General features: G+C 40.4%; 13 protein-coding genes. 4 read left to right on the forward strand and 9 right to left on the reverse strand.

Annotated features, from left to right (window positions below):
* The gene (locus tag ACUXV2_RS11595; RefSeq protein WP_446243368.1) at positions 1–936 is read right to left on the reverse strand and encodes a metal ABC transporter solute-binding protein, Zn/Mn family; all 936 of its coding nucleotides are present in this window, start codon (positions 934–936) and stop codon (positions 1–3) included.
* 546 nt (positions 937–1,482) lie between these two features.
* Here ACUXV2_RS11595 and cspD point away from each other — a divergent pair.
* On the forward strand, positions 1,483–1,683 hold the full coding sequence (cspD, locus tag ACUXV2_RS11600; protein WP_007084796.1) for a cold-shock protein CspD: 201 nt from the start codon (positions 1,483–1,485) through the stop codon (positions 1,681–1,683).
* Between the two features lie 79 nt (positions 1,684–1,762).
* Here cspD and ACUXV2_RS11605 read toward each other — a convergent pair whose 3' ends face one another.
* Complete coding sequence (locus ACUXV2_RS11605) at positions 1,763–1,939, reverse strand: zinc-finger domain-containing protein (RefSeq protein WP_446243369.1); 177 nt, start codon at positions 1,937–1,939, stop codon at positions 1,763–1,765.
* 70 nt (positions 1,940–2,009) lie between these two features.
* Positions 2,010–2,660, reverse strand: a complete 651-nt coding sequence (locus tag ACUXV2_RS11610; protein WP_446247057.1) for a reverse transcriptase-like protein — start codon at positions 2,658–2,660, stop codon at positions 2,010–2,012.
* A 98-nt stretch (positions 2,661–2,758) separates the two neighbouring features.
* Between ACUXV2_RS11610 and ACUXV2_RS11615 the strand changes: the two genes are divergently transcribed.
* Complete coding sequence (locus ACUXV2_RS11615; RefSeq protein ID WP_446243370.1) at positions 2,759–3,439, forward strand: queuosine precursor transporter; 681 nt, start codon at positions 2,759–2,761, stop codon at positions 3,437–3,439.
* Between the two features lie 26 nt (positions 3,440–3,465).
* Positions 3,466–3,852, forward strand: coding sequence for a reverse transcriptase-like protein (locus tag ACUXV2_RS11620; RefSeq protein WP_446243371.1), 387 nt, complete (start codon positions 3,466–3,468; stop codon positions 3,850–3,852).
* 153 nt (positions 3,853–4,005) lie between these two features.
* On the opposite strand, the gene ACUXV2_RS11625 is transcribed toward ACUXV2_RS11620, so the two are convergent.
* Positions 4,006–4,293, reverse strand: a complete 288-nt coding sequence (locus ACUXV2_RS11625) for a DUF6123 family protein (RefSeq protein ID WP_446243372.1) — start codon at positions 4,291–4,293, stop codon at positions 4,006–4,008.
* A gap of 16 nt (positions 4,294–4,309) precedes the next feature.
* The gene (locus ACUXV2_RS11630) at positions 4,310–4,798 is read right to left on the reverse strand and encodes a divergent PAP2 family protein (protein ID WP_446243373.1); all 489 of its coding nucleotides are present in this window, start codon (positions 4,796–4,798) and stop codon (positions 4,310–4,312) included.
* A gap of 115 nt (positions 4,799–4,913) precedes the next feature.
* Between ACUXV2_RS11630 and sspL the strand changes: the two genes are divergently transcribed.
* Complete coding sequence (gene sspL, locus ACUXV2_RS11635) at positions 4,914–5,051, forward strand: small, acid-soluble spore protein L (RefSeq protein ID WP_446243374.1); 138 nt, start codon at positions 4,914–4,916, stop codon at positions 5,049–5,051.
* 53 nt (positions 5,052–5,104) lie between these two features.
* On the opposite strand, the gene ACUXV2_RS11640 is transcribed toward sspL, so the two are convergent.
* From ACUXV2_RS11640 to ACUXV2_RS11655, 4 genes are all read right to left on the reverse strand, one after another.
* Positions 5,105–6,001 carry a 5'-3' exonuclease gene (locus ACUXV2_RS11640; RefSeq protein ID WP_446243375.1) on the reverse strand — a complete coding sequence of 299 codons (897 nt, stop codon included), beginning with the start codon at positions 5,999–6,001 and terminating at the stop codon, positions 5,105–5,107.
* 143 nt (positions 6,002–6,144) lie between these two features.
* The gene (locus ACUXV2_RS11645; protein ID WP_446243376.1) at positions 6,145–6,975 is read right to left on the reverse strand and encodes a sulfurtransferase; all 831 of its coding nucleotides are present in this window, start codon (positions 6,973–6,975) and stop codon (positions 6,145–6,147) included.
* Positions 6,976–7,174: 199 nt separating this feature from the next.
* Positions 7,175–10,813: a dynamin family protein gene (locus tag ACUXV2_RS11650; RefSeq protein WP_446243377.1), complete on the reverse strand. Its 3,639-nt coding sequence runs from the start codon at positions 10,811–10,813 to the stop codon at positions 7,175–7,177.
* A 515-nt stretch (positions 10,814–11,328) separates the two neighbouring features.
* On the reverse strand, positions 11,329–11,892 hold the full coding sequence (locus tag ACUXV2_RS11655; RefSeq protein ID WP_446247058.1) for an isoprenylcysteine carboxyl methyltransferase family protein: 564 nt from the start codon (positions 11,890–11,892) through the stop codon (positions 11,329–11,331).

The following is an 11,892-nucleotide window of genomic DNA, read 5'->3' on the forward strand; positions in this document are numbered from 1 at the left end:
TTACTTTAATGCGTCAACAATCGTATCGACATTATGACGGTACATTCCGATATACGTACCTTCCTCTGTTCCTTCTTTCCCCATGGCATCAGAGAATAATTCTCCGCCGATACTCACTTCATGCCCTTTATCTTTTGCTCCTGCTATAACGGCGTTGATCGATTTCTCTGAGATGCTTGATTCGACGAATACAGCTTTGATATTCCTGTCCACAAGTGTATTGACAAGCGATTGTACATCTGCAAGACCATATTCTGCATCCGTACTTAAACCTTGCAGTCCCATGACTTGAAGATCATATTTTGCACCAAAATAATTGAACGCATCGTGAGCTGTAACTAAAACTCTTTGCTCTTCCGGGATGGTAGACATCTCTTTTTCAGCATATGATTTCAGCTCATCCAATTCCGCAAAGTACTTTTCGGTATTTTTAATATAGTCCTCTTTGTTTTCCGGATCTTTCTCAATTAAACCGTCACGTACTTGCTCCAATGCTATTTTCCATAGGTCAATATCAAACCATACATGCGGATCCATTGCTGTATTGTCTGCTGCATCTTTTCTCAGCTTATCCTTAGGGATGCTGTCTGCTATCGCGTATGTGGGTTTTTCTTCATTCATTTTTTCGAAAATTTCAAGCATTTTCCCTTCCAGATGGAGACCGCTGTAGAAAATGATATCTGCTTCTTGAAGCTTCCCTATATCTGATTGTTTAGCTTTATATAAGTGAGGGTCTACACCAGGACCCATTAAACTGTGAACTTCTACGTGATCTCCTCCGATATTTTTTACTGCGTCTCCGATTTGTCCGATTGTAGTTGTAACCACTATTTTATCGTTCGATGGTTTACCTGCTGTCGTTCCGCATCCAGAAAGGATCAGCCCTCCCATTAAAATAATGATCATCCCGATAAGTACCATTAATCTTTTGTTCATGTTTAATCTCCTCTCTCACTTTTATCTCGAATATTCTTTCCGCTACCTCTAACCTATTCAGAAAGTTTATATATGTTCACCTTTTTTTACACAAGCAATTTATTTTTAATCAAGTTATAAATCTTCGCTCGCGCAATAAAAGTTTCCTTAGTGCAAATTTTATTTCCTTATTCAATTTCTGTCAATGAAAATGAAGAAATTATTTAAAATAGTTTACTACTTCTTATACCTTTGAAGCATTTCACTTTATCCCATTGAGGATCTCTACGCGTCCCTGTGCCCACCGCTAGCTTCTGCTATTTCTTTGCATTGAACCTTGTTTCCTCGTTCTACAAAAAACACTCCAATTTTTCCTGGATGAATTTTTTAAAAATTTCCGCAAAATACATTTCACGGATGTTGACTCTAAAATCCTCATATTGTATAGTAAAGACATCATTGAAATAGGGAGATTTTTAGTGCTTAAGCAGTGAAAGTCAACATTTCATGATAAATATTTTCCAGAAGCACCCTTGTGCTTGATTTATTTAGGAGGATTAGAAGAATATGCAAAATGGTAAAGTAAAATGGTTCAACAACGAAAAAGGATTCGGCTTTATTGAAGTAGAAGGCGGAGACGATGTATTCGTACATTTCTCAGCAATTCAAGGCGAAGGTTTCAAATCTTTAGAAGAAGGTCAAGAAGTTTCTTTCGAAATTGTTGAAGGTAACCGCGGACCTCAAGCTGCTAACGTAGTTAAATTATAATAAAACCCATATATGAATAAAAAAGCGGACGATTTTTAAATCGTCCGCTTTTTTCATTTCTCCGCTATGTTCTTACAATTTACTTTAATTTATCTCCGTAAGACTTGATTTGTTCCCCGACTGTACATTCTTCGATGCAAAAACGATGGGCCCGTGCTTTACTGAATTCCTTGCGAAAATATGCTTTAAGCAAGCAGTCGCTGCAATAGGTGTCGATTAGTTCATCCACTTTATCAACTACTTGTCTGCGGTCCATTCCATCACTCCTAAACTTCTTCCATCTTTCGTGTAGTTTGTATTTATAGAATATATTATACGGGCTGAATTTATTCTATCCTTTTATGACTGTGCACTTCTTTACCCGATAGAGCCTGATTAGCAAGCTTATCAGCTTCCTTGTTATCATTTCGGCTCAAAACATCCACTGTCACATTTAATTTCAGTCTGTCGATTAGAACTTCTATCCGATCCAGCCACCTGTTTAACCCTTCATCAAAGCAGGGCCATTCCCCTTCAAGCTGCTTCAGTACAACTTGCGAATCACCTTTGATTGTACAAGGGGCATGTTTCACTCCAATCTCTTCAAGCAGAAGAATGGCATTATGCAATGCGGCATACTCGGCTTCATTATTATTTTCAAGTTCTTCTAGTTTTTCATTTTTACGTATTCTGAAACGCTCATCACCCTTTTCATAATAAACGACGATCCCGATACCAGAAAGAGCATGCTCCTTGTCAAAACCGCCATCAAAGTAAACAACGATATTTTCAGGTTCCTTATCTAACTCCTTATCCAACTTGATAAATTCCTTCCGCGTCCAGGAATTCTCCATTTCATCAATGATTTCAAGGTCGATGACTCTTCCCGTCTTCATTAAATCATCAACATGGATCATTGTTTCCTTCCTTGAAAACCATGTGGATTCGAACCAGATATCGCTGCTGGTTTTACTTGCATATTTGAACTTAAGCTTCATCTTCAAAGTGACCACTCTCTTTCATCTGGAGTCGTTATTGTTCAACATTTCTTTTATTTGTATAATGGAGATTATTGTTCGTAAATAGGAGGATTCCCATGTTTAATATTTGGTTTGGTCTCTTGTTCGTCCTCATCACATTTTCACTTTTACTCATCATGTATAGAATGTTTGGACGAACAGGACTATTCGTTTGGATTGGCGTATCAACCATCCTTGCCAATCTGCAAGTGGTCAAAACCATTGAGATATTCGGTTTGACAGCTACTTTGGGAAATGCGATGTACGGATCGGCTTTCCTGGTCACAGACATTTTAAATGAGCGTTACGGAAAAAAAGAAGCACAAAAAGCGGTTTGGTTGGGCTTCTTCACTTTGATCATTATGACTATTATTATGCAGCTGGCTCTGTTATTTCAACCCCATCAGGAAGATATTGCTCAAGAAGCATTATCCATCATTTTCGGTTTGATTCCGAGAATAGCGCTGGGAAGTCTGGCCGCATACTTGATCAGTCAATTTACAGATGTTTATATTTTCTCATTTTTAAAGAAAAGGTTCCCGTCAGACGGGCAGTTTTGGATACGTAACAATGGAAGTACCATGATCAGTCAGCTCATTGATACACTTGTATTTACCAGTATTGCTTTCTTGGGTACATTTCCTTTTGATATTTGGTTAGAAATTTTCATTACAACTTATTTATTGAAGTGGCTGATTTCTTTATTGGACACACCTTTTGGGTATTTAGCTAAACGATTCCCTAAAGAAAAAAATTAAATCATTCATAAGGAGAGGTGGCACAGATGTTTGAAGTAAATATAGATGGGGCCAGCGCAGGTAATCCAGGTCCAAGCGGGGCTGGGATCGTCCTAAAACAAAACGGGGAGCTGAAACATTTTTCGTTACCCCTGGGTGATATGGATAATCATCTGGCTGAGTTCACTGCCTGTAAGAAAGCGTTGGAAATCTGCATCGAAAATAACGCACAAACGGTATGGATCCGGAGTGACTCACAAGCTCTCGTACAAGCCGTGGAAAAAGAGTTTGTAAAGAGTCCGTCCTATAAGCCTGTGTTACAGGAAATATTGGAGCTCTCAGGGAAGATTCCCCTGTTTTTCATAAAATGGGTGCCAAGTAAAGAAAACAAAGTGGCCGATGAACTGGCAAGGAAAGCCATTCATTTAAATTAATGATGTTGTGATTAAAAGACGCTTCATACAAAAAGGAGGCCTGAACGGCACTCCTTTTTGATTTGGCTCTGATAAACACCGTTCGCTGGTCCATTGTACGTACATGCTGTACAACATACGAAAAGCAACCATGTACGGGTAAGCAGCCATATATTATGCAAGACCCTGATGGACCATCCAACGCAACGCTTCTTTCCTAGAGGTGATTTTCTGGGAATGAAGACGTTCTAATATAGACATATAAAAGCTTGAGTCAAACTGCTTTTGAGCTTTCAATGTGATCTCAATAGCACTATTGACCAGCTCATCAGATGCATCGGTATATTTTTTTCCGAAATAAATAAAACCAATTGCATCTTCCTGAAATTTAAATCCCCGGTTTTCCAAATCAATGAGAAAATCTTCCGTTGTTTTTTTCACTTTTCTCCTCACCCTAAACATACAGCGTTGTCTTATTTCATCTTACAAAAAATCTTTTTCTTTGCCTATCTTTTTTTGAAATTATGAATCCTAAAGCCCCCATTATCAGACCTAACAGTGCTCCCCCTACTACCTCTTGGGGCTGATGTCCAAGCATTTCTTTCAGGCGTTTAGGTTTTCTCTCTTCAAATTCCACCGATTCTTTCTCGTGTGCTTTTCTGACAAGCTCGTCCAAACTATTTACTTTAAGAGTCAACTCGCCAGTCTGCCTCCTTATCCCCTGAGCATCATACATGACAATCAATCCGAAGACAAAGGATAGAGCAAAATCAATCGTTTTGACACCTTTTTTCAATGCGATAAAAGTGGTTAAAGAAGCAACTCCGGCACTGTGAGAGCTGGGCATGCCACCTGTCTGAAAAAACAGTTCAGGTTTCCATTCCCTCTTCTTTATATAATGAATAGGAATTTTGAAGCCTTGAGCAAGTACTATACTTAATAAGGCTGTCAGCACACCTTTATTCACGCCTTTACACCTCCCTTATCATTAGTCTGTCCTAAAATTCCTTTTTGAATGGGATATTTTACGTCACAACACGCAAAATAATGATGTATGTATCTTGTATTAGGGAGGCGTTACAATGAGCAAAAATAATAATAAAAATAAAGGAAAAACAGCCGGCAGTGTCAATCCGCAAGGCAATGCAGGGGATACAGAATTTGCTGGAGAACCCAAGAGCAAGTTAGAAAATGCAGCTAAAAAGCTTAATACGAAATAGCTCTCCCCCATTGAAATAAAGAGTCAGGTAAAAAAACCTGACTCTTTGTTTATTTAACTTGATGCAATTAATGAATCGGCGCTTAACAGGAATCTTCTCAGCACTTTTAATTCAAGTTCTTCGATATACGATATCGAAGAATCAGTTACATGACTCCAACCTGCGTTTTCAATTGAAAGGGGAAGCGGGACCTCACAATGGATCTCTGCTAATTTCCTTGAAACGTGCAGCATCTCCAAATCTGATTCAATTTTCTTTCGCTGAGAAGGGGTCAATTTATTCAGGTTGTCCAAGATACCAGGAATATCATTGTATTCCTGTATCAGCTTTACAGCCGTTTTCTCCCCTATTCCCTTCACACCTGGATAACCATCGCTGGAATCACCCATTAACGCTTTTACATCAATAAACTGCTTCGGAGTGATTCCCCGTTCTTCAATAAACAGGTCTCTCGTGTATGTCTGATAATTTCCAAACCCTTTTTTCAACAGCATGATTTCAATGTTATCATCAAGAAGCTGAAGTAAATCCTGATCTCCGCTAAGGACCGTCACCTTGCGTTCCTTATGATGTGCTTTTGCAAGAGTACCGATACAGTCATCCGCTTCAAATCCGGATACTCCTACGTTTACCAAATTGAAACCCTCAGCCACTTCCTTGGCCAGATCAAATTGTGGTATAAGCTCAACCGGAGGAGCATTACGATTGGATTTATAATCCGTATATACCTCGTTACGGAACGTTTGGCTCCCCATGTCCCAGCAAACGAGGATATGGGACGGTTTGACGTAATCGACCGCCATTAAGAGGTGCTTCATGAAACCTTGTACCCCATTAGTCGGCAGCCCTTTGGAATTCATCATAAACTGGCCTGTTACTGCTGTAGCAAAAAACGACCGGAATAATAGCGCCATCCCATCTATTAGTAAAATATGTTCACCTTTTTTCATTTCATCCACTCCTGACTGTAACAAATTCATCCGACATTACATACTCTTGTTATTTTTACAATCCTTTAAAAGTATAACATATTTTTGTTTTCTTCCCATTTGTAAAGAAAACAAGCCTGTAAAACTACAGGCATGTCCCGTCATCACTTCTTGTCCACTTTATGATGTTCATACGATACCCAGTCGCTGTAGCTGCCTGCATACAGTTTTACATCCTTGAACCCAGCTTCCAATAGGGCAATGATGTTAGGGGTTGCAGTTACTCCTGAACCGCAGTAAACTACAATCGGACTATTCTTGTCAAAGCTTGTAAACCGTTGATATTGCCGTTCTGAATCCAGGAAGAACCCTTTATCCAGCCCCTCTGTCCAAGGAGAATTGACCGCTTTCGGGATATGTCCGGGAATCCGGTCAATCGGCTCCTCCAACCCCAGATAGCGTTCTTTACTGCGGGAATCGATTAAAACCACATTACTCTTCCCTTCGGATATGCGTTCTACCTCTTCTAACGACGCAAGCATGACTTCTCTGAATGATGGGGTATAACTCTTTTCACCATAATCAGGAATAGTGACTTGAGTTTCGTATCCCTTTTCCTTCCATGCTTTAAAACCTCCGTTCAAGACGAATACTTCTTTATGCCCCAAATATTGAAACAGCCACCAGCACCTGCTTGCAAAGGCACCTTCCCCCTGGTCATATGCAACGATGATGGATTCATTATCGATACCGGCATTTTCTATTTTCCTGAGGAAGTTCTTCATATTTGGGAGGGGGTGCCGTCCCCCATGTTCTTTTACATGTCCGGATAAATCCTTCTCAAGATCGAAATACACCGCCCCTGGGATATGTTCTTTCAAATAAGCCGCCTTACCGGCTGACGAATCCCCCAATGAAAAGCTGCAGTCAATCACTCTTACATTTCGATCGTGCAGATGATTGTGTAACCAATCGACGCATTTAACAAAACGCATTAAGATATCCCCCTTTTCTTCATCAAGTCCTTAATAGCTTCCTTCGGTTCCCAGCAGGAAAATCGATACGAAGTCTTTGTCTCATAGCCCAGGCGGGAACAAAAATAGGTTGTCTTCGAACCCTTCAGCGGTTTACTGGCTCGTATGTGGATGCAGGTGGCACAACAGTAAAACGGATTATCAGTCAACTTGATCCCCCTTACTTATATGACTCTTCTAGCCAATTAAGTTCATTACGCAGCTTTTCAATATCGTGTATGCTACTTAACGCTTCGATATTTGAATCGATTTGCTCAAAGACTTGTGATTTGGCATCTCTTTTCAATTTCGTGAATTTCATTCTCATACCCTCTTGACTCCAAGTTTTCAATCGTTGTTTTTCATTTCTCAAATATTCATCTGCTGGACCATGAAGTTTCCTCTCGAGCTCTTCCTGAATTTCTTTTTTCCCGCCCTTCTCAAGGAACTGTCTGGCGTTCTTGAAAGTGGAAAAAGCTTCTTTAAATGTTTCCAGTTCGATATGCTTAAATGCCTGTTCAAACTCGATGGACTCTCCATTTTCCAGTTCGGTTGAAGAGAGAATGATTTCATTGTCCTTTTCCCCAATGATCGATTCGAATTCAGCCCACTGGGCATCAAGCTGATTTCCTATAAATTGCTGTATCCTTAAAGAGGTGGCTCTCAGTTCCTGCGATAAATCAAAACCGACACTGGTGATATATTCTTTCAATCCGTTTTGTAAAGCCTTGCTATGGTTCGATTCATTCATGAACAAACCAGAATGGAAAGCTTCTTTATAAAAATCGGAGATCCTGAAAAACACTCTCTGTTTCAAGTAATAAATCAATTCATCCAATTCCTGTTCTATTTCAGATTCCATCGCATCCGCTGTCATCCCATCCAATATTGCATCCAGTTCAACTTTTATACGCTCAAGCTCAGTGATCCTCCGCTGTTTGCTCGATTGGTCACTCGAAGCGGCATCAATATAATGCTTGAAACGCTTTATTCCTTTTTCCCATTCGCTGATTGCTGAATCCACACTCATACTGACGAGTTCATGCTGTATGAAAGAATTGAATTCTTGTTTAAAGCTTTCCATACCTGCCGAATGATTCTCTTGATTTTCCAGGGCATGCAAAGATGAAACCCCAAATATTCTCGGAAAGCGAATCCCATATTGGATTAACTGATTTTGAACATAACCGATCACTTCGTTTTTTTCTTCTTCATTTTTGGCGAGGTCAATCGCATTCACGATAAAGAACATCTTATCGAGTTCAAATGTATCTTTTACCCTCCCCAACTGAATGAGGAATTCACGGTCTGCCTTTGCAAACGCATGATTATAATATGTCACAAACAAAATGGCATCTGCGTTTTTAATATACTCGAAGGCTACCCCTGTATGCCGGGCATTGATTGAATCAGCCCCTGGGGTATCCACCAATGTTATGCCTTTTCTCGTTACTTCGCAGTCATAATATAAATCGATCGATTCAACAAAGCATGATTTGGTTTCATCTGCAACATACCCTCTATAATCAGCTAAGCTGACAGTGAGTCTGTTTCCTAAATCATTCTTAAATTCACCAAACCCTTTATAAAATGCCCCTAGAAATGAGAGATGGATCTTTTCTTTCGCATCGCCTTTCACTTCATTAAGCAAGCCTGGAATGACCTTTAATGCTTCCTCCACATTCGAAATGCTTTTATCAAAGAAGGACAGGGAATGGGAAAGGTCCTGTAAAAGCTGCCCTTCGCTTTTAATTTGCACATCCGCTGTTTCGTGGTGATGGAGTTCCGTTACAGGCTTAATCCGATTTATTGATGCTGTTGTAGGATTTGGGCTGACCGGCAGCACCTTTTTACCTAAAAGTGCATTGGCAAATGAGGATTTTCCTGCACTGAACGCCCCGAATAATGCAATTGTAAATGTCTGATGAGCAAGCCTTTCCTTCTTGCCTTCCAATATTTCCGCCATCTTACTGAATCCTTGGAGGTTTTTGAACACATGGGTCATCCGCTCGAGCCTGTCAATTGCACCTTCTACGCTAACCTGCGATTTCATTTCGTCCCTCTCCTGCACCGGTCTTATATCCTCTTCAACCGATGCACCAGAGTCAGGCGAAGACATGTCGTCATACACCTCGGATGCCTCAATGTACTGATGATCCTTCTCTTCCCATTTGTTTACCCACCCCTGGATCTTGTGTTCTTGCTTATACGAACCTGATACATGACCCAGCTTCTCCAACTGCTGCAGCTTTTCCTCCTCCAGCAACTCCCATTTGTGCACATAAACTGTTTTTTGGCGAAGATTCTGCAGGCTGTCCTGAAGTTGTTTCTGTTTGCTTTCAGAATCATTCTTGAAATGGTTTAAGCTGCTTTCCATAAGTTCATTTGTTTTCCTTCTGGCAATTTTCTTTAAATCTTCTGAAAGGTTATCGCAATACTGGAGAACGTAATCCCCTGTAACCTTGGCACCTGGCTTTATCAAGCCTGTCAAATAATCCTCATCCACTTTCAGTGATAAATGTTCCCAACCATCCAGGAGAGTCGCAGAAGATGCATGATGTTTCTTTAACAAGGATTTTCCGAGTGTCTTCAAATGCCAATCCAGCTGTGTTTCGATTCTATTGTTCACTTCTTGTTTGAAGATTTTAGCTCTTCGATCTCTTTCTTCTTCAGTTTTTTGCTTTGAAAACAGGAATCCCACTTTAAAATCAGACTGCTGGCTCTCTAAAAATTCCTTTGCCAAATCTCTAGTCTCAAAAGGCATTAAATATGCATTCTTAAGGATTTTACTCCTTTCATCCTCAAAATCCTGCCTTGCCTCGCTGATGTCGTTCTCGGATAGTTCGTCCAGAATTTTTTTTTCTTCGAAAAGCAGACTGTCCTTATTTCTCCACTCTTCGTCAGTCAGATGGACTCTTGCTTCTTCGATGACATTCATTTGCTGTTCTTCATACCAGCTCTTGTGTTCATGCACCAGCTGTGACATGGCAGACCGGGCGGAAGCTTCCATTAATACGTCCTTCTCTATCACTTGCTTCTGTATGAATTCTCGAAGGTTTTCTGCTTGATTATCTTCATGCTCCAAATCCTTTAGACTTGTATAGAAGATCCCGTCAGGTACTACTCCCCAGGAAGCAAAGGAATCCCTGACACCTACTTTGAAACTCTGAAGGGATAATTCCTCTTCCTGGTGCTTATCGATTTGATTCACTACAAGGTACAACTTCACTCCATGACGTTTCAATTCTTTGGTGAATTGAAAGTTCACCTGCGATTGGACATGGTTATAATCCATCACATAAAAAACCGCATCCGCTAAATGGATGGCTGATTCCGTTGATAGCCTGTGGGCGTCATCCGTACTATCAACCCCAGGGGTGTCCAGTACAGAAACCCCTTCCGGCAAGGAAGTTCCTTTCTTAGCGATTTCAACGGAGTACACATCTTCCCCGTTCCTGCAAAATTCCTGGATCGTGGAGTACTCAAACGGTGCCTTGAAATACACCTGTCTTCCTTTATGGTAATGGATTTTTGCATAGTCCTCCGTGGCCCCATGCACTTTCACCAGGTTCGCACTGGTTGGTATCGGGCTTGAGGGAAGAATTTCTTCACCCATCAGGTAATTGATCATTGTGGATTTTCCAGCAGAGAAATGCCCGCAAAATGCCAATATAAACTCTTTCCCGTAGATTTTCTCCGCCAGCCTTTCAACTTTTCGGGAACGTTCTTCGTCCCCTTTGCTTTGAAATATATCATCGTATCCTGCCAGCTGGTGAAGGATTGTATGTAAATGGGTACTTTGTTGATCAATGCGGCTCATGTCTAAGATCCTTTCTGTTTCAAAAGATGATAACGCTTTTATTTTATCGTATTTAAAGGGATTTCTCTATGGTTTGATAATTATCTTAGTAAATCGTCACTTTATCATATTCAGTTTTTCAGAATTTGAGAGTAGCTAAATTACCGCTATTGATTTCCGCGCAAGACTTCGCTTTCCATGTGGAGTAGAGCCACTTGGACATGATACAGGACAATAAAAAAAGTCTCCTTCAGTTGAAAGAGACTATCTTGTAGATTCTGTAGGTATTAGATTGGATGGAACAAAAGACCGGGGACTAGTTTGATTGGACGCTTTTTTCAGGACCGGCTGTCGATCCTTCATCACATTCGACAAAACGTACTTCATGATAAAGCCATATGTAACCACTGTCAGCAAAATTAGAAACCAGACCATTTCATTCCCCACCTTTTACTATATTAGGACGTGCAATTGAGAATAATTTTCATGTTCAATTACATCTTATCAAAAACGATAATCATTTTCAATAAGTTATTTCATTTTTCTTTCTTGAATGCACCGATCCATCCCGGTGTCGCTAAATGGACACGTTCATAGTCTGTTTCACTTCTCAATGCCCGTTCTTCCACCGGTATCCTGGTTAATAGAATCAGTTGGTTGAGCACCGAAAAAATGACCAGAGTCCAATACGCATTAAATAATAATGGGATAATGGCTAACTCAAGTGTGACAATCAGGTAATTAGGGTGCCTGAAATGTTTATAAGGCCCTGTGGCCACTACTTCAGTATTTGGAAGGACGATGATTTTTGTGTTCCAGTACTTTCCAAGGGAGGATATAACCCAAATCCTCCCTGCCTGTGTGAGAAGAAATCCAGCAAGCAGGTACTTCCAAAGAGGATGAATGCCAGAATGCAAAAGCCCCCCCTCTATTAATAGCGAAATAAAAAAGGCAAAGTGAATCATGACCATGGCACGGTAATGATCTTGACCGAACTCCTTTGCTCCCCTGTCTTTCATCCACTTTTCGTTTTTCCGTGCAATCACTAATTCAACCAAGCGCTGCACGACCAGTATAGTAAAGAACAGAATAAAGAATAT

It is taken from the genome of Rossellomorea sp. NS-SX7, from assembly GCF_052828565.1.

Coding starts and splice junctions, on each gene's coding strand:
- ACUXV2_RS11595 (WP_446243368.1), bottom strand. CDS start 936: ATGAACAAAAGATTAATGGTACTTATCGGGATGATCATTATTTTAATG.
- cspD (WP_007084796.1), top strand. CDS start 1,483: ATGCAAAATGGTAAAGTAAAATGGTTCAACAACGAAAAAGGATTCGGC.
- ACUXV2_RS11605 (WP_446243369.1), bottom strand. CDS start 1,939: ATGGACCGCAGACAAGTAGTTGATAAAGTGGATGAACTAATCGACACC.
- ACUXV2_RS11610 (WP_446247057.1), bottom strand. CDS start 2,660: ATGAAGCTTAAGTTCAAATATGCAAGTAAAACCAGCAGCGATATCTGG.
- ACUXV2_RS11615 (WP_446243370.1), top strand. CDS start 2,759: ATGTTTAATATTTGGTTTGGTCTCTTGTTCGTCCTCATCACATTTTCA.
- ACUXV2_RS11620 (WP_446243371.1), top strand. CDS start 3,466: ATGTTTGAAGTAAATATAGATGGGGCCAGCGCAGGTAATCCAGGTCCA.
- ACUXV2_RS11625 (WP_446243372.1), bottom strand. CDS start 4,293: ATGTTTAGGGTGAGGAGAAAAGTGAAAAAAACAACGGAAGATTTTCTC.
- sspL (WP_446243374.1), top strand. CDS start 4,914: ATGAGCAAAAATAATAATAAAAATAAAGGAAAAACAGCCGGCAGTGTC.
- ACUXV2_RS11640 (WP_446243375.1), bottom strand. CDS start 6,001: ATGAAAAAAGGTGAACATATTTTACTAATAGATGGGATGGCGCTATTA.
- ACUXV2_RS11645 (WP_446243376.1), bottom strand. CDS start 6,975: ATGCGTTTTGTTAAATGCGTCGATTGGTTACACAATCATCTGCACGAT.
- ACUXV2_RS11650 (WP_446243377.1), bottom strand. CDS start 10,813: ATGAGCCGCATTGATCAACAAAGTACCCATTTACATACAATCCTTCAC.